Raw genomic sequence first — 18,278 nt, forward strand, 5'->3', positions numbered from 1 at the left:
CGCCGGTCGCGCCGTCGGGAACGGTCCCGAGCCTGGAATTTCGGCGCGTAGAATTGAGCTCGTTTCCGCGGTCTGAGGCATGAAGAGGCGGCCGACGAGCGAGCCCCACGACAGGACCGAGGGCGAGAGTACGGAGTGAACGGACAGGACCCGGTTCGACCGATGGGAAGGCTCCTGCGGTTCGCGCTGCTCCTGTCGCCCCTCTTCCTGCCGGCGCCCTCGGCGGCGATTCGCCCGGAACGGCCGTTGAGCCAGGCCCAGGTCGACGTCTGGCAGACGGAGAACGGACTTCCCCAGAACACGGTCACGTCGATCCTGAGGACCCGCGACGGCCACCTCTGGTTCGGGACCTACGACGGCCTCGTCCGGTTCGACGGGGCCCGGTTCACGGTTTTCGACGGAAAGACGACGCCCCTCCTGGCGACCGGATCGGCCTTCGCCCTGATGGAGGACCGCAGCGGGACCCTCTGGATCGGCCGGAGCGAGAACGTCGTTCAGTACAGGGACGGCGTCTTCCGGCAGGTCCTCGGGGACGAGCTGGGGCAGGGAACCGTCTGGTCTCTCTCCGAGGCGCCCGACGGAACGGTCTGGGCCGGCGCGGGGAACGGTCTCGTGCGCTGGAAGGACGGCCAGGCCACCCTCCTGACGAAGCGCGACGGCCTTCCCGCCGTCCGGCTGCGATCGACCTGCGTCGATACGGATGGAACGCTCTGGATCGGGACGAGCGGCGCCGGACTCGTCGCGATGCGCGACGGCCGCGTGACGTCGTGGTCGACCCGGACCGGGTTTCCGAGCGACCAGATCATCACGGTCCTCCCCGATCCGGCTGGCGGCGTCTGGGCCGCGACGGCGGGTGCCGGTCTCGTCCGGATCGTCGGAGAGTCCCGGCGCGTCTACGGAAAAGCGGACGGTCTGCCGACCGACCAGCTCACGGCGCTCGCGCTCGACGCGGCGGGCTCGCTCTGGGTCGGCACGTGGGGGAGCGGGATCTGCCGGTTGCGGGAGGACGCCTTCTCCTGTCTCGGGTCGCCTCCTCTCTCGAACGACAAGGTCTGGTCGGTCCTTCCGGACGTGGAGGGCTTCGTGTGGGTGGGGACGTGGGTAGGGGGCCTGAACCGGCTGCGCGACCGGGGCTTTCCCGCGTTCGGCGTCCCCGAGGGCCTCTCGAACGACAACGTCCGCTCCGTCCTTCACGGGCGCGACGGAAGCGTCTGGCTCGCAACCGCCGGGGGCGGGCTCAACCGCCTGCGCGAGGGGCGGATCGAAGTCCTCCGGAAGGCCGACGGCCTTCCGAGCGACGAGATCTCGGGGCTGTGCGAGGACCGGTCCGGCGCTCTCTGGGTCGGCACGTACACGTCGGGCCTCGCGAGGATTCGTGGAAGCCGGATAGACACTTTCGGCAAGGCCGAGGGGCTGCCCGGCCTGGACGTTCGGGTCATCCTCGAGGATCGGCGTGGGACGATCTGGGTCGCGACGACCTCCGGGGTCGCGACGTCGCGCGACGGTCGCAGGTTCGAGCCGCTCGCGACGCCCGACGGCGTGTCGCTGCGCGCCGTCGTCTGTCTCCTGGAAGACCGCAACGGCGTCCTCTGGTTCGGGACATCGGGGGACGGTCTCGTCCGGTACGACGCCGCGGGGTTCCGCGTGCTGAAGACCCGCGACGGGCTCGTGAGCGACAGGATTTCCGCGCTGCACGAGGATGAAGAGGGCGATCTCTGGATCGGGAGCGCGTGGAGCGGCCTCAACCGCATGAAGGACGGGGTGCTCACCGCGATCCGGCCGGAGGACGGCCTCGCCGAGGGGCGGGCGCAGGTCATACTCGAAGACCGGCTCGGCGGGCTCTGGCTGACCGGCAACAAAGGCTTCCAGCGACTCCTGAAGCGGGAGCTGATCGCCGTCTCCGAGGGGCGCCCCGGCTCCATTCGCCCGCACGCGTTCGGCCTGGCCGACGGCCTCCGGAGCGCCTCTTTCGCCAGCGGGCAGCAGCCGGCCGGGTCGATCGGCCCCGACGGGCGGATCTGGCTCCCGTCCTACCGCGGCGTCGTCGTCGTCGATCCCGAGCGGATCCCGCCTTCTCCTCCTCCCCCGGGGGTCCGACTGGAGGAGCTGCTCGTCGACGGGACGCCGCGCGACGCACGGAATGGGATCGAGATCGGCCCCGGCCGGTTGATGGTGGAGATCCGATACGCCGCGACGACGCTGCAGCCCCCCGAGCTGATCCGCTTCCGATCGCAGCTCGACGGATTCGACCGGGACTGGGTCGAGGTGGAGACGCGGCGGTCGGCCTTCTACACCGGACTTCCGCCAGGCAGTTACCGGTTCCGGGTCGCGAGCCGGATCGGAGATGGACCGTGGGGCGAGGTGGGGGACGTCCTGTCGGTGAAGGTGCTGCCAGCCCTGCACCAGACCGCATGGTTCCGGGTGCTCGCCCTGGTCCTCGGCGTCTCCCTCATCGTCGTCGCGATCCGGCGCCGCACCGTTCAGCTGCGGGGGCGTCAGGCGAAGCTCGAGCGGCTCGTCGCCGAGAGGACGGAGGCGCTGCGCCGCGCGAACGAGCGGTTGTCGGAGCTCTCGTTCTCCGACGCCCTGAGCGGGATCGCGAACCGGCGAAGGTTCGACGAGACGCTGGAATCGGAGTGGAAACGGGGCGTCCGGTTCGGCCATCCCCTGTCGCTCGTCATGGCGGACATCGACTTCTTCAAGCGCTACAACGACGCGCTCGGCCACCCGGCAGGGGACCGGTGCATCGTCGAGGTCGCGGGGGTCCTTCAGTCGCTGGCGAGGCGAGCGGGAGACCTCGCGGCCCGCTACGGGGGAGAGGAGTTCATGCTCCTCCTCCCGGCCACCAGTGCCGCCGACGCGGCGATCGTCGCCGAGACGGCGCGTGCCCAGATCGAGGCGCTGGGGATCCCGCATCCCGACGGAGCGTCTCCTTCCGTGACGGCGAGCTTCGGCGTCGCGACGTTCGTCCCCGACAGGTCCCTTCCCGAGGTGGCCGGTGGTCCGGACCAGCTCGTCTCCGCGGCGGACGCGGCGCTCTACCGCGCCAAGCGGGGAGGGCGAAACCGCGTCGAGGTCGCGCCCGCCCGGGGCTGCGGCGCCGCCTGCTCCGGACCAGGGGAGCGGGCATTCCGGAGGGGCTCTGACCGCCTGAAAGGCGTTTCGCCCGTCGCTGCCGGGAAGTGGGAAACTCCCCGGCTGCACGCCATGGCGAACGCCGAGCAGCCCCCGAACGAGACGCGAATCGTCACCCCCCTCGCGGACCGGATCCCGCCCGGCGGGACGAGCGACGCCGACGAGATCCTGGGCCTCTTCCTCGACTGGGTGGCCGACACCGGGCTCACGCTCTACCCGGCGCAGGAAGAGGCGCTCCTGGAGATCATGGCGGGCAAGCACGTCATCCTCGGGACGCCGACCGGCTCGGGGAAGTCGCTCGTCGCGCTCGGGCTCCACTTCAAGGCGCTCTGCGAGGGGCGCGTCTCGTTCTACACGAGCCCGATCAAGGCCCTCGCGAGCGAGAAGTTCTTCGCCCTCTGTGGCGAGCTCGGGCCGGAGAACGTCGGGATGCGGACGGGCGACGCGAGCATCAACCCCGAGGGGGGCGTCGTCTGCTGCACGGCGGAGGTCCTCTCGAACATGGCGCTCCGGGTCGGCGAGGAGCTCGACGCGCCCTACGTCGTCATGGACGAGTTCCACTACTACGCCGACAAGGAGCGGGGGGTCGCCTGGCAGGTGCCGCTCCTCGTCCTGCCGAACACGCAGTTCCTCCTCATGTCGGCGACGCTCGGCGACACGTCGGCGATCGCCGAGCGGCTGAAGCACGACACGGGGCGCGAGGTGGCATTCGTCACGTCGGACGAGCGTCCCGTCCCGCTCGACTTCGCGTACGCCGAGACACCGCTCCACCAGACGATCGAGAAGCTCCTCGAGCAGGGGAAGAGCCCGATCTACGTCGTGAACTTCACGCAGCGCGAGTGCGCCGAGCTGGCGCAGGCGCTGACGAGCGTGAAGATCGGAAGCAAGGAGGAGCGGGAGGCGATCCGGGAGGTCGTGGCGGGGCGGCGCCTCGTCACCCCCTACGGCAAGGAGTTCCGTCGGTTCCTCTCGTTCGGCGTCGGCGTCCACCACGCCGGGCTCCTCCCGCGCTACCGGCTCCTCGTCGAGCAGCTCGCGCAGAAGGGGCTCCTGCACGTCATCTGCGGCACCGACACGCTCGGCGTCGGCGTGAACATCCCGATCCGGACCGTCCTCTTCTCCAAGCTCGCCAAGTTCGACGGGACGAAGGTCGGCCTCCTCACGGTCCGCGAGTTCAAGCAGATCGCGGGGCGCGCGGGGCGGCGCGGCTTCGACACCGAGGGGAGCGTCGTCGCGCAGGCGCCGGAGCACATCGTCGAGAAGAAGCAGGCGACGAAGAAGTCCGACGCCTCGGGGAAGAAGGTCGGAAAGACGTTCCGCGGGCCGGCGAAGGGAGAGATCTCCTGGACCGAGGAGACGTTCCAGAGGCTCATCACCCGGCCGCCGGAGACGCTGAAGTCGCGCTTCCACCTGACGCACGGGATGGTCCTCGACCTCGTGCAGCGCGACGCCGACACGAACCGCGACGCCCCGCCGCCGGAGAGGAACTTCTCGGCGCTGCGCGACCTCGTCGCCCGCTGCCACGAGGACGACGCGGCGAAGGCGCGCCTCCTGAAGCACGCGGCGCTCCTCGTGCGCTCGCTCTCCCGGGCCGGGATCGTCGGGATGTCCGTCGAGGAGACCGGCTTCCGCCGGGTCGTCGTCGCCGACGACCTGCAGTGGGACTTCTCCCTCCACCAGGCGCTCTCGATCTACGCCGTCACGGCGCTCGAGCGGCTCGACCCCGCCTCGCCGACCTACGCCGTCGACGTCGTCACCGTCGTCGAGTCGATCCTCGAGAACCCCGACATCATTCTTCGAAAGCAGACGGACCGGGCGAAGGGGAAGCTCGTCGAGGAGCTGAAGGCCGAGGGCGTTCCGTACGAGGAGCGGATGGCGAAGCTGGAAGAGGTGACGTACCCGCAGCCGCTCGCCGACTTCCTCTTCGGCGCCTTCGAGGCATTCCGCGAGGCGCATCCCTGGGCCGGGGGGACCGATCCGAAGCCGAAGTCGATCGGGCGGGAGATGTTCGAGACCTTCGCGGGCTTTTCCGACTACGTGAAGAGCTACGGCCTCGAGCGGAGCGAAGGTGTACTCCTGCGCTACCTCTCGCAGCTCTACAGGACGCTCGATCAGACGGTGCCCGAGCCGGCGAAGACCGACGCGCTCTGGGACGTCCTCGGGTTCTTCCGCGCTCTCGTCGGAGAGACCGACGCGAGCCTCCTCGAGGAGTGGGAGAGCCTCCGGCACCCCGAGGAGCTGCTCGAGGCGAAGGCCGAGCCGGAGAAGCCGAGGCAGGCCGCCTGGCTCCGCGAGCTCCTCTCCGACCCGCGCGTCTTCGCGGCGCGTGTCCGTTCCGAGATGCACCTGCTCGTCCGCGCTCTCGCGCGCAGGGACTGGGAGGACGCCGCCGAGCGGGTCTGGCAGCCGCTGGAGGGGACGGAAGGAGCCGCGGAGACGGCCTGGACGCCCGAGCGCTTCGAGGCCGTGCTGACACCGTTCTTCGAGGAGCACGCCGAGCTCGTCGCGGGCCCGGAATCGCGTCTCCACCAGTGGACGAACCTGCGCCCGGCCGGCCCGCGGCAGTGGACCGTCACCCAGACGCTCCTCGACCCCGAGGGGGACAACACCTGGGCCGTCGTCGCCGGGATCGACCTGCGAGACGAGACGGCCGCGGACGGACCGATCCTCCGTCTCACCCGGATCGATCGCTGAGACTGCGGCTTCGACACCTTCCGGACGCCCTGCTAGCCTCGCCTCACGCTTCGGCCGGGCAGCATCCGTTTCGGGGTGCAGCACGGAGTGGCGTGGAGGCCTGATGACCCGCCGATCCCTACTGCTCCCTCTGATTGCTGCCGTGTCCCTCCAGACCGGCTGTGGTCCGGATGCCGGCGCGACCGCGCCCGCCGCCGGTCCGCCCCAGGTCCGGACGATCCGCCTCGTCCCGGAGAACGTCGTCCTCTCCACCATCGTCGTCGGAACGCTCGAACCCTCGGCGCGCGTGGTCGTCGCGGCCCAGGAGGAGGGTGTCGTCACCGCCGTGGCCGTCCGCGAGGGAGACCGGGTCGCCGCGGGGGACCTCGTCGTCCAGCTCGACGACCGGCGGATCCGGGCCGAGCTTGCGGAGGCGCAGGCGCGGCTCCTCGACGCCCAGGCCCAGGCGCGCCGCGCGAAGGCCCTCGAGGGAGAGGGCCTCATCTCGACGTCGGAAGCGGACACGATCCGGGCGTCCGAGGCGATGGCGGAGGCGCGAGCCGATCTCCTCCGGACCCGGGCCTCCTTCACGCGGATCACGGCCCCCGTCGCCGGCGTCGTCCTCGCGCGGCACGTGGAGGTGGGGAACCTCGCCTCGCCCCGCACGCCGCTCGTCGAGCTGGCGGCCGGTCCGGGCCTGATGCTGAGGGTCCCCGTCTCCGAGCTGGAGGTCGTCCACCTCCGTCCCGGTGACACGGCGACGGTGCGGGTCGACGCCCTCCCGGACGTCTCGATGGCCGCCCGGATCGCGCGGATCTTCCCGGCCGCGGAGGGAACGACGCGGCAGGTGACGGTCGAGCTCACGCTCGCAGATCCCCCGGCCGCGGTCCGGCCGGGCTTCCTCGCGCGGGCCGGGATGGTCCTCGAGAACCGGAAGGGCGTCCTCCTCGTCCCCGAGGCCGCGCTGCAGCGCGGGTCGGAGGTGCCCCACTTCGTCTGGGTCCTCGACGGCGACACGGCGCGGGTCCGTCCCGTCGAGCCGGGCGAGCGGGTGGACGGGCGGGTCGTGATCCGCAAGGGCCTCGCGGCCGGCGACGAGGTCGTCGTGGAAGGGCTCGTCCGCCTGCGCGACGGCGGCCCGGTCCAGCGCGCAGCCGGCGGGAGCGGGTCGTGAGCGGGAACGGGGAGCGCCGGGGCCTCGTCCACTGGTCGATCACCCGCCCGGTCGGCACGACGATCATCGCGCTCGCGATCTGCATCGTCGGCGTGTCGATGGTGGGCCGGCTCGCGGTCGACCTCCTGCCGCGGATCGTCTACCCGCAGATCGGGGCCGGCGTCCGCAACCCGGGCGTCGACCCCGAGGTGATGGAGCAGACGGTCACGAAGCTCCTCGAGCGCAGGCTCGCGACGACCGAGAACGCGATCCTGATCACCTCCGAGTCGTCCGAGGGGGAGACGGACGTCGACATCCACTTTTCCTACGGGACCGACGTCGACATCGCCCTGCGCGACGCCTCGACGAAGCTCGACCAGGCCCGCTCGGCGCTCCCCGAGGAGGCCGACCCGCCGACGATCGGCAAGCGCGACCCCTCGCAGATTCCCGTCCTGAACTTCGCCGTCTCCTCGCCGACCCGGGACGAGGGGTGGCTCAAGCGCTGGTGCGAGGACCAGCTCGCCCGCCAGCTCCTCACCGTCGAGGGGGTCGCCTCGGTCGACGTGGCGGGGGGCCTCGACCGGGAGATCCAGGTCCGGCTCGACCCCGAGCGCCTCCGCTCCTACCGGCTGACCGTCTCCGAGGTCCTGACGCGTGTCCGCGAGGAGAACCAGGACATCGCGGCGGGGCGCCTCCAGTCGACGAGCCGGGACGTCGTGTCGAAGACGAAGGGGAAGTTCACCTCCCCGGCCGACATCGCAGCGGTCCGCCTGCCGCTGCCGGGCGGAGGCGACGTCGCCCTCTCCGACGTGGCGGACGTGCGCGACACCCACCTCGACGACCGGGTCTTCGCCCGCCTCGACGGCAAGCCGGCCGTCCAGGTCGCCATCTCCAAGCAGCCCGACGCCAACACGGTGCAGGTCGTCGACGGCTGCAACCGGGTGCTCGAGCGCCTGAAGCGCGACGGCTTCTTCCCGCCCGACGTGATCACGCAGGTCACTCAGGACCAGGCCTTCTTCGTCCGCGCCTCGGTGAGCGGCGTCGGGCAGGCGGCGGCGCTGGGCGGGGGCCTGGCGATGCTCGTCGTCTTCCTCTTCCTGCGGTCCGTGCGGCGGACGCTCATCATCGGGACGGCGATCCCGATCTCGATCCTCGGCTGCGTGGCCCTGATGGGCTCCTCCGGCCTGACGCTCAACATCATGTCGCTCGGCGGGCTCGCGCTCGGCATCGGGATGCTCGTCGACAACGCCATCGTCATGCTCGAGAACATCGACCGGCACCAGCGGGAGCACCCCGACCCGGTCGAGGCGGCGCACGTCGGCGCCGGCGAAGTCGCCTCGGCGGTCGTCGCCTCGACGATCACGAACCTCGCCTCCGTCGCGCCGTTCCTCCTGATCACGGGCCTGGCGGCGCTCCTCTTCCGCGAGCTCCTCCTGACGATCTCCTTCGCGATCGTCGTCTCGCTCGTCGTCGCCCTGACCCTCGTGCCGATGCTCGCGGCCCAGCTCTTCAAGCTGAAGGCCTCCTCGGGGCTCGAGCGCGTGCGGCTCCTCCGGGCGGTCCCCGCGGCGATGGACGCCGTGACCCGGGCCTACGGCGCCGTCCTCCCCGGTGTCCTCCGGCACCGGACGGTCGTCCTCGTCGCCGCCGTCCTCGCGTTCGTCGGCAGCGCCGTTTTCGCCAGCCGCCTCGGGAACGAGTTCCTCCCGCAGGTGGACGACGGGCGCTTCCGCGTCTCGATCGAGCTGCCGGTCGGCACGCCCGTCGACGTGACGAACCGGGCGACCCTGGCGGCCGAGAAGGTCGTCCGCGAGCTCCCCGCCGTCCGGCACGTCTTCGCGGCGGCCGGCGGCGGCATCTGGGGGCGCGGCATGTGGGTCCGGCCCCGCTTCGCGAGCATGGAGGTCGAGGTCATGCCGCGGCGGAGCCGCGGCATGACGGCCTCCGCGTGGCTGCAGCGCGCCCAGGCCGAGCTCTCCGCCCTGCCCGAGCTCGCCGACGCCCGCGTCAGGGTCCAGCCGCCGCGCATCCGCGGCCTGCGCACCTCCACCGGTACCGAAGACCTCGAGGTGAAGGTCTTCGGCGACGACCTCCCGACGCTCCAGCGGCTCGGCGAGGAGGTCGAGGCGCGGCTCGGGAAGCTCGCGGGGCTCTCGAACGTCGAGACGAGCCTCAAGGAGACGGCCCCCGAGCTGCGCGTCGTCGTCGACCGGCGGCGCGCCGCCGACCTCGGCCTCGACGTCGGCGAGGTCGGGCGGACGGTCCGGACGGCCGTCGGCGGCTCGGTCGCCACGCGCCTGACGGAAGGGGACCGGGAGTTCGACGTGAGGGTCCGGTTCGACCCGGCCAAGGTGAGGGACGCGGCCGAGATGGCCTCTCTCCCCCTCTTCCCGCGGAGCGGCGCCGCCCTGCGCCTGCGCGACGTGGCCGAGGTGCGCGAGAGCTCGGCGCCGCAGACGATCCAGCGCGAGAACCAGAACCGGCTCGTCACCGTCGGGGCCTCGGTCCTCCCACAGGTCTGGTCGATCAGCGAGGCGACGGAGGAGGCACGGAAGGCCCTCGCCGACATGGTCCTGCCGGAGGGCTACACGGTCCGCTTCGGCGGCCAGCAGGAGGCGGTCGACGAGAACCGCCGGGTCCTCGTCACCGTCGTCCTCCTCGCGGTCTTCCTCGTCTTCGCGGTGATGGCCATCCAGTACGAGTCGCTCGTCAACCCGCTCGTCATCATGGCGGCGATCCCGCTCGCCCTCGTCGGCGTCGTCCTCGCGCTGACGCTGACCGGGCTGCCGATGTCGGCGCCGGTCATGCTCGGCGTCATCCTCCTCGCGGGGATCGTCGTCAACAACGGCATCCTCCTCGTCGAGTACTTCGAGATCCGCCGGGCCGGCGGCACGCCGCGAATGGAGGCCGTCCTCGCCGCCGCGCCGCTCCGCGTGAGACCGATCGTCATGACCGTCCTCACGACGGTCGTCGGCATGCTCCCGCTCGCCCTGAACCACGCCGAGGGCGGCGAGCTGATGAACCCGATGGCGGTCGCCGTGATCGGCGGCCTGACGCTCTCGACGCTCCTGACCCTCTTCGTCGTCCCGTGCCTCTACCTGACCCTCTCCGGCCTCGCCGACCGGATGCGGCGGAGGCTCCTGGTGGACGGGGCGAAAGGCTGACCCGGGCTGCCGCCGCGGCCCGGGACGCCTGGCCTGCTGCGCTGCAATAATCCGTGCGGGGCCCGGCGCGGCCCCGCCAGGAGGAAGGACGCGATGGAGACGACGAGGCCGGCGGAGTCGCGGGTGATCGGGCTGGTCGAGGGGATCCTGGGGCGGGCGCGCACCGAGGCGCTCGTGGCGGCGGTCGAGATCGACGCGGCGCTCCTCCGGGCGCCCTCCGAAACGGTCTCTCGCGCCGAGCTCGCGCAGGCGCTGAACCTCCTCCTCTTCGACGACCTCCTCCGGCGGGTCCCCGCGGGCGCGCTCTACGTCCTCGACCGCGTCCGTCGCGGGGAGAAGGTCGTCCACGACCACGGGGCCGTCCGGACCGTCCTCGGCGAGACCGGGGCGCTGCCGGCAGGCGAGCGCGCGCTGACCCGCGTCCTCGCTCCCCTCGGCTACGAGGTCGGCGAGGTCTACCCGCTCGACCGGCTCGGGATGACCGGCCGGGCCTGGCGCCACCGCGACTTCCCGGAATCGATCGCCCAGTTCTTCGTGAGCGAGCTCCACGTCGACCGTTTCTCGCCCCGCTTCGCAAAGAGCGCCGAGCGGGTGTTCGGCGCCTCGCGCGACCCGCTGCCCGCCGCGACGCTGGCCGGGCTCGAGGAGCTCTCGGCGGCGGGAGAGCTCCCCGCCGAGACCGCACGGCGGATCCTCCCCGACCTCGCCGGCGCCTTCGACCGCGCGCACCGCGTCCCGGCCCTCGCCGACTACGAACGGCTCCTCGAGGAGAGCGCCGAGGCCGCCTGGATCGCCACCGAGGGGAACGCCTTCAACCACGCCACGGACCGTGTCGCCGACGTGGCGGCCCTCTCCGCCGAGGAGCTCGCCCTCGGGCGCCCGATGAAGGACCGCGTCGAGGTCTCGGCGAGCGGACGCGTCCTCCAGACGGCCTACCGCGCCGCCCCCGTCGAGCGGCCGTTCGTGGGGCCGGAGGGCGCGCTCGTCCTCCGGCCGGTGCCCGGCTCCTTCTTCGAGTTCATCACGAGGCACCGCCACGCCGACGGCCGGCTCGACCTCGGGTTCGACACGAGCAACGCGCAGGCGATCTTCCAGATGACCGCGCCGGTCCTCGCGTGACCGTGCAGCGCGAAGAGGTCCTCGCCTCTCTCCGTGCCCTCCTCGGCGAGAGCGCCGTGGTCGTCGAGCCGCACGAGCTCGAGCGTTACGAGAAGGGCTGGCGCTACGGCCGGGGGAAGGCGCTGGCGGCGGTGCGGCCGTCGAGCACGGAGGAGGTTTCGCGCCTCCTCCGCCACGCCTCCGTGGCCGGCCTTCGCGTCGTGCCCCAGGGAGGCAACACGGGCCTCGTCGGGGCGTCCACGCCGGACGGGAGCGGCGAGATGCTCGTCCTGAGCCTCGAAAGGCTCAGCCGGACGATCGAGGTCGACCCCGTGGATCGGACGGTGACTGCGGACGGCGGCGTCCTCCTCAGCAGTCTCGACGCCGCCCTCGCCGGGCACGGCCTCCTCTTCCCGATCGACCTCGGGGCCGACCCCTCGATCGGCGGCATGGTCGCGACGAACACGGGCGGCACCCGACTCCTCCGCTACGGCGACGTCCGCCAGAACCTCCTCGGTCTCGAAGCGGTCCTCGCCGACGGCACGGTCCTCGACCTGATGCGGCCGCTCCGCAAGAACAACACGGGATTCGACGCGCGCCAGCTCTTCGTCGGCACCTCGGGGGTCTTCGGCGTCGTGACGAAGGTGGTGATGCGCGTCGTCCCGCGCCCCGTCCAGAGGGTGACGGCGCTCGTCGGGCTCTCCTCGGGGGCCGCCGTCCTCGGCCTCCTTGCGCGCCTCGAGGCGCAGCTCGGCGAGGTGCTCACCGCCTTCGAGGCGATCGGCGCCGCCGCGCTCGCCCCGGTCTTCCGCCACCAGCCGCGCCTGCGCGACCCGTTCGGCGGACGGCCCCCGGCCTACACGGTTCTCGTGGAGCTCTCCTCGACGCTCGACCCGTCGCGCCTCGCGCTCGACGACCTCCTCGAGTCGGCCCTCTCCGAGCAGCTCGAGGCCGCGGACGGCGGCGAGATGACGGACGTCTTCCCGGGGAAGCCGTCGGAGCTCTGGGAGATCCGCCACCACGTCTCCGAGAGCCTCCGCCAGGAGGGCGAGGTCCTCGCCTTCGACATCTCCGTCCCGCGCTCCTCGATGGCCGCCTTCGTCGACGCCGCGCGCGAGACGGTGGCCGCCGGCTGGCCCTTCGTCCGCTTCTGCGACTACGGCCACTGGGGGGACGGCGGCGTCCACGTGAACCTCGTCTGGAGTTCCGAGGACGCGCCGCGGCCGACCTCCGAGCTGAAAGCGGAGCTGCAGCCGCGGCTCTACGACCTCGCCGTCACCCGCTTCCGCGGCAGCTACAGCGCCGAGCACGGGGTCGGCCCGCACAACCAGGCCTTCTACGACCTCTACACGCCGGAGCTCGTGAAGGAGGTCTGCCGCCTGCTCAAGCAGCGGCTCGACCCTGTGGGGCTTCTCGGGACGGTCCGGCTGGGCTGAGCGCGCGAGGGCCAGGCCCGTCCGAAGTACCATGGCCGGTCGGAGGTCGGCGCCTATGACCTGGGGTCCGGCCCGGACGGGCCGCGAAGGGCGAAACGGGGCGAGTCGTGGGGAGTCGATGGTCCGGGTCGGCTGCCCGGCCCACAACTGCGGCGGACGCTGCGTCCTCCTCGCGACGGTGTCAGGCGGGCGGATCGTCCGCCTCGAGGCGGACGACCGTCCCGACGTCCTCGAAGCCCCGCAGCTGCGGGCCTGTGCCCGCGGGAGGGCCTACCTGCGCCGCCAGTACCACCCCGACCGGCTCCTCCACCCGCTGAAGCGGGTCGGGAAACGCGGGGAGGGGAGATTCGCGCGCATTTCCTGGGACGAGGCGCTCGACCTCGTCGCCACGCAGATGCGGCGGGTGCGGGAGACGCACGGCCCCGGCGCCCTCTTCGTCCCGTACGGCACCGGCTCGTACAACCAGACGAACGGCTCGCACGTGGCGCGGCGGCTGATGAACGTCGCCGGCGGCTGCCTCGGAATATGGAACAGCTATTCCTGGGCCGCGATCAACGTCGCGACGCCGACCGTCTACGGCACCCTCACGACCGGCAACCAGCGGCAGGACTGGCTGAACGCGAAGCTGATCCTGATGTGGGGCTGGAACCCGGCGGAAATGCGCGACGGGACGAACAGCGACTTCTTCCTGAAGCTCGCGCGGGAGCGGGGCGCCCGCGTCGTCTGCATCGACCCGCGGCACAGCCTCTCGGCCGCCTCGCTCGCCGACGAGTGGGTCCCGATCCGCCCCGGCACCGACGCGGCGCTCATGACCGCGATGGCGTACGTCATGGTGACCGAGGGGCTCTACGACGCGGAGTTCGTCAGGACCCACTGCGTCGGCTTCGACGCCTCGCAGATGCCGCCGGGGTGCGAGGGGGAGGAGAGCTACCGCGACTACCTCCTCGGCGCGAGGGACGGCGTCCCGAAGACGCCCGAGTGGGCCGAGCCGATCACGACCGTGCCGCGCGCGACGATCGCCCGCCTCGCGCGGGAGTACGCGACGACGGTCCCGGGCGTCCTCTACCAGGGCTACGGGATGCAGCGGCGGGCGTACGGCGAGCAGGTCGTCCGGGCCGGCTGCGTCCTCGCGGCGCTCGCGGGGAACGTCGGGATCCCGGGCGGCTGGGCCTCGGGCCTCGGGAACCAGGCGCCCGACGGCGGCCCCTTCTGGACCGTCTTCCCGACCGGCGAGAACCCGTTCGGCGCGGCGATCCCGTGCTTCCTCTGGACCGAGGCGGTCCTGAGGGGCCGCGAGATGGGGGAAGAGGACGGCGTCGTCTTCTCGGGGACCGTCGCGCGGGGGCGCGACGCCGCGGCGCGCGCCGGGGGGTGCTATTCGCGACCCCCCGGACCCCCCAGCAGTGAGGAGGAGGCAACTTCTCCGTCGCGCCGCCTCGGGACCGACGTGAAGCTGATCTACGCGGTCGCCACGAACGCGCTCGTCAACCAGCACGCGAACGTCAACCGCACGGCGCGGATCCTCGCCGACGCGTCGAAGGTGGAGTTCCTCGTCGTCCAGGACAATTTCCTGACGCCGACGGCGCGCTTCGCCGACGTCGTCCTCCCCGCCTGCACGCAGTTCGAGACGTGGGGCGTCGAGGACGGCTGGAAGTACGGCGACGAGGTCATCCTCATGCCGAAGGTCGTCGAGCCGCCCGGCGAGTGCCGGAGCGACTACCGGATCTGCGCCGACCTCGCCAGGCGCCTCGGCGTCGAGGAGGCCTTCACGGAAGGGCGCGACGAGCGGGGCTGGGTGGAGTGGGTCCTCGACCGCTACAGGGAGACGCGCTTTCCCGACCTGCCGCCGCTCGACGACCTCCTCGAGAAGAACGTCGGCGTCTGGGCGAATCCGGTGACGCGCCCCGCGGTGGCGTTCGAGGACTTCCGGCGCGACCCGGAAGGACACCCGCTCGACACCCCCTCGGGGAAGATCGAGATCTTCTCGAAGGCGCTCCTCGAGAAGGGGAGGCCCGACGAGATCCCGGCCGTCCCGAAGTACGTCGAGGAGTGGGAGAGCCCGTTCGGCCCCGAGGCGGCGGCGTACCCGCTGCAGGTCATCGGGCACCACACGCTCCACCGCGTCCACTCCACGCACGACAACAACGACTGGCTGGAGGAGGCCTTCCCGCAGCGCGTCTTCCTCAACCCGCTCGACGCCGAGGCGCGCGGTGTCGCCGACGGCGACGAGGTCCGCGTCTTCAACGCCCGTGGCGCCGTGGTCCTCCGTTGCCGCGTCACGCCGCGGATCCTGCCGGGCGTGATCGACATCCCGCAGGGGGCGTGGTGGACGCCCGACGAGCGGGGCGAGGACCGCCGCGGCAACGTGAACGTCCTGACGAGCGAGCGCTGGACGCCGCTCGCCTTCGGCACCGCGCAGCACACGGCGATGGCAGAGGTGGAGCGGGCGGAGACGGGAAACGAGACGCCGGCCCGGGCGAAGCGGCCCCGCCCCGCGGCCGCGGCGTTCCGGCGCCGGGAGGGGTCCCGGTGAACGGCCCCTTCGTCGTCCACTTCGACGCCTCGTCCTGCACCGGCTGCAAGGCCTGCCAGGCCGCCTGCAAGGACCACAACGACCTCCCTGCCGGCATTCTCTGGCGGCGGGTTTACGAGGTCTCGGGGGGCGGGTGGATGCGAGCGGGAGCCGCGTGGACGCACGACGTCTTCGCCTGGAACCTCTCCCTCTCCTGCAACCACTGCGAGCGGCCCGTCTGCGCGGAGGTCTGCCCGACGGGGGCCATCCGCCGGCGCGAGGACGGTGTCGTCCTCCTCGACTCCGACAAGTGCATGGGGTGCCGCTACTGCGAGTGGGCCTGCCCGTACGGCGCCCCGCGGTTCGACGCGGCGCGGGGCGTCATGACGAAGTGCGACCTCTGCGCCGACCGCCTCGAGGAGGGGCTCGCGCCGTCGTGCGTCGCCGCCTGCCCGATGCGGGCCCTCGACTTCGGGCCGCGCGAAGAGATGGTGGGAAGGTACGGGGAGGCCGCCGGCTTCCCGCTCCCCGACCCGCGGCTGACGGAGCCGGCGCTGCGCCTGACGCCGCACCCGGCCGCGCCGCGTTCGGAGGCGGACGGCGAGATCGCGAACGTCGAGGAGGTGGAGCCGTGAGGGAAGGCTCGCTCGTCGCCTTCACGCTCCTGACGCAGGCGGCGGCCGGGGCGTGCGCGTTCCTCCTCGCGTTCGAATGGCGCGCGGTCCGCGCGGGCGCGGGCGCTTCCGTGGAGGCGGCCGCGCTGCCGGTCCTCTCGTTCGCGCTCGTCGCCGCCCTACTCGGTCTTGCGGCGTCGTTCCTCCACCTCGGGAGCCCCCGCAACGCGGTCCGCGCTCTCGGGAACCTGGGCTCCTCGTGGCTGAGCCGCGAGATCCTCCTCGCGGCGCTCTTCACCGCCGCCCTCGCCGCGACGGTCCTCCTCCGGTTCCGGCCCGGCCCGGCGGGCTCCGCCGCCGGCTTCGCGCACGGCTTCGCCGCGGTCGCGGGATTCGGCCTCGTCGTGACGATGGTGCGGGCCTACCGTCTCCGGACGGTCCCCTCCTGGGATCAGCGCGCGACGCCGGTCGCCTTCTTCGCGACGGCCGTCGCGCTCGGTGCCCTCGCCGTCGCGGCGGGGCTCGCGCTCCGCGGGCCCGCCTCGACGGACCCTGCCCGGGGCCGATCCCGCTCCTCGCCACGGGGCTCGTCGTCCTCGTCGTCGCCCTCGTCTCCGGGCTCCTCTGGCTCCGGCGGCTCGCGGGAAGGAGCGGAGCCGAGCGCGAGGCTTTCGCGCGGACGGGCCGCGAGCAGCGCGGGCTCGTCGCGGCGCGGATCACCCTGACGGCGTTCGCCGTCGGCGCCGGCCTCGCGACCCGGATCGCCCCGGACGCGGCGTGGCCCGTCGTCTCGGCCCTCGTCCTCGCCTTCGCCGCGGAGGCGGCGGGCCGGGTGCTCTTCTACGAGGCGCGGGTCCGCTCGGGGCTCTGAGCGGGCGTCTACGCGCCGCTTTTCCCGCCGTCCGGTTCCCGGTCCCCGTGGCGCGCGGTGAGGAGCGCCGCGGTGCCGAGTCCGCCGAGGACACCGACCACCAGGATGGCGACGAGCTGCGTCCACCCTCCGACCGTGGTGGGCTGGAAGAAGGCCGCGGCCGCCCCGCCGAGGTCGAAGCCGGCGGCCGGGTCCTTGCGATACGCCTTGATCGCGACGAGCCCGATCATCCAGGCGCCGCCGACGACCGCCGAGACGAGCGCGCCGACGACCCCGCGCCGGGCGATCTGCCGCCCGGTCATCCGCCGCCGGACGGCGACCGTCTCGGCCGTGAAGCGCGGCTCGCGCACGCCGATCGGCGCGAAGCGCTGGAGGAGGATCAGCCCCGGCACGCCGGCGGCGATCGTGAACCAGAAGAACGTCCGCCAGCCGGCGGCGTCGACGATCAGGCCGGTGATCGGGCCGCCGAGGATGCGGGGGAGGCCGAAGAGCGACGAGAAGAGCGCGTACTGGGTCGCCGAGAACCTCTTCTCGGTGATGCGCAGGAGGAGGACGCCGAACGCCCCCATGCCGAGGCCGCTCGTGATCATCTCGAAGGCCATCGCGCCGTACATCACCGGCCGCCCGCCGGGCCAGTAGGTGATCAGGACGTAGCCGATGTTCGAGAAGATCTGGAAGAAGCCGAAGATCCAGAGCGAGTGCCCGAGGCCGATCCGGGTGCACGCGACGCCGCCGAGGAACGTGCCGGCGATCGTCAGCGCGACGCCCGCGGTGCCGAGGACGAACCCGCGGTCGAACCCGCCGTATCCCATGTCGATGAGGAAGGGCCGGAGCAAAGACTGCGAGAGCGCGTCGGCCAGCTTGTAGAGGACGACGAAGACGAGGATCTCGACCGCACGGTGACGCGAGAGGCACTCGAGGAACGGCAGCCAGATCGCGTCGCGCAACGTCTTCGGCCCGGCGGGAGGCTCCTCCGGCTCCGGCGAGCGCCACGTGACGAGGATGAGCGGCAGGTAGACGATGCCGAGGAGGAGATTGACCGCGCCCCACCCGAGGCTCGCCGCCGCCCAGATCGCCAGGCCCCCCGAGAGGGTCATCGCCGCCCGGTAGACGGCCGTGCGCAGGCCGACCGCGACGCCGTGCTCTTCCTTCCGGAGGACGTCGACCGCGTAGGCGTCGATCGCGATGTCCTGCGTCGCGGCCGAGAGCGCGACGGCGAGCGTCAGGGCGAGCGCGACCCACGGCGTCTCGGGACGGCTCCCGACGCCGGAGAGCCCCAGCCCCGAGAGCGCGAGCGCCACCTGCGCCACCGCGATCCATCCCCGCCGCCGGCCCCAGAACGGCAGCCGGAAACGGTCCATGAGCGGCGACCAGAGGAACTTGAAGGACCAGGGCGCCTGCGCGAGGGTGAAGAGCCCGACGACGCGGATGTCGACACCCATCGAGCGCATCCAGTCCGGGATCGCGATCCAGACGAGCCCGAGCGGCAACCCCGACGAGAACGACAGCGCCACGACCGCCGCCACCCGCGACAGCGTCCCTCGCCTTACGCCCTCTGGCGCCACCGCAACCGGCTCGCTCATGGCCGGCGGATTGTACGGGGAGGCGCGGCCCCGTCTCGC

The 18,278-nt window shown here is 72.4% G+C and carries 9 protein-coding genes; 8 read left to right on the top strand and 1 reads right to left on the bottom strand.

All coding sequences use genetic code 11. The annotated features are described in order from the left end of the window. Positions 1-162 precede the first annotated feature (162 nt). The 8 genes from IPN03_06300 (at position 163) to IPN03_06335 (ending at position 16,510) form a co-directional block, all read left to right on the top strand. On the top strand, positions 163-5,829 hold the full coding sequence (locus tag IPN03_06300; protein ID MBK9373337.1) for a DUF3516 domain-containing protein: 5,667 nt from the start codon (positions 163-165) through the stop codon (positions 5,827-5,829). A 142-nt stretch (positions 5,830-5,971) separates the two neighbouring features. After that, complete coding sequence (locus IPN03_06305) at positions 5,972-6,982, top strand: efflux RND transporter periplasmic adaptor subunit (GenBank protein ID MBK9373338.1); 1,011 nt, start codon at positions 5,972-5,974, stop codon at positions 6,980-6,982. Beyond that, positions 6,979-10,125: an efflux RND transporter permease subunit gene (locus IPN03_06310; protein ID MBK9373339.1), complete on the top strand. Its 3,147-nt coding sequence runs from the start codon at positions 6,979-6,981 to the stop codon at positions 10,123-10,125. Before IPN03_06305 ends, IPN03_06310 begins: the two co-directional genes overlap by 4 nt. A gap of 93 nt (positions 10,126-10,218) precedes the next feature. Beyond that, complete coding sequence (locus tag IPN03_06315; GenBank protein ID MBK9373340.1) at positions 10,219-11,244, top strand: DUF1338 family protein; 1,026 nt, start codon at positions 10,219-10,221, stop codon at positions 11,242-11,244. After that, the gene (locus tag IPN03_06320; GenBank protein MBK9373341.1) at positions 11,241-12,659 is read left to right on the top strand and encodes an FAD-binding oxidoreductase; all 1,419 of its coding nucleotides are present in this window, start codon (positions 11,241-11,243) and stop codon (positions 12,657-12,659) included. The genes IPN03_06315 and IPN03_06320 overlap by 4 nt, the downstream gene beginning before the upstream one ends. 55 nt (positions 12,660-12,714) lie before the next feature. Then, positions 12,715-15,192: a molybdopterin-dependent oxidoreductase gene (locus IPN03_06325; GenBank protein ID MBK9373342.1), complete on the top strand. Its 2,478-nt coding sequence runs from the start codon at positions 12,715-12,717 to the stop codon at positions 15,190-15,192. After that, entirely contained in the window at positions 15,189-15,806 is a 618-nt protein-coding gene (gene dmsB, locus IPN03_06330; protein ID MBK9373343.1) for a dimethylsulfoxide reductase subunit B, read from the top strand. Before IPN03_06325 ends, dmsB begins: the two co-directional genes overlap by 4 nt. Further along, positions 15,803-16,510 carry a dimethyl sulfoxide reductase anchor subunit gene (locus IPN03_06335; protein MBK9373344.1) on the top strand — a complete coding sequence of 236 codons (708 nt, stop codon included), beginning with the start codon at positions 15,803-15,805 and terminating at the stop codon, positions 16,508-16,510. The genes dmsB and IPN03_06335 overlap by 4 nt, the downstream gene beginning before the upstream one ends. Before the next feature lie 154 nt (positions 16,511-16,664). Here the strand turns inward: IPN03_06335 and IPN03_06340 are convergent, their stop codons facing one another. Next, positions 16,665-18,239, bottom strand: a complete 1,575-nt coding sequence (locus tag IPN03_06340) for an MFS transporter (protein MBK9373345.1) — start codon at positions 18,237-18,239, stop codon at positions 16,665-16,667. Positions 18,240-18,278: the final 39 nt, after the last annotated feature.

The sequence above is a fragment of the Holophagales bacterium genome (assembly GCA_016719485.1).
Classification (GTDB): domain Bacteria; phylum Acidobacteriota; class Thermoanaerobaculia; order UBA5066; family UBA5066; genus UBA5066.

Excerpts from the sequence above, each read along its gene's own strand:
- IPN03_06300 (MBK9373337.1), top strand. The coding sequence starts at position 163 with ATGGGAAGGCTCCTGCGGTTCGCGCTGCTCCTGTCGCCCCTCTTCCTG.
- IPN03_06315 (MBK9373340.1), top strand. The coding sequence starts at position 10,219 with ATGGAGACGACGAGGCCGGCGGAGTCGCGGGTGATCGGGCTGGTCGAG.
- IPN03_06340 (MBK9373345.1), bottom strand. The coding sequence starts at position 18,239 with ATGAGCGAGCCGGTTGCGGTGGCGCCAGAGGGCGTAAGGCGAGGGACG.
- IPN03_06325 (MBK9373342.1), top strand. The coding sequence starts at position 12,715 with ATGACCTGGGGTCCGGCCCGGACGGGCCGCGAAGGGCGAAACGGGGCG.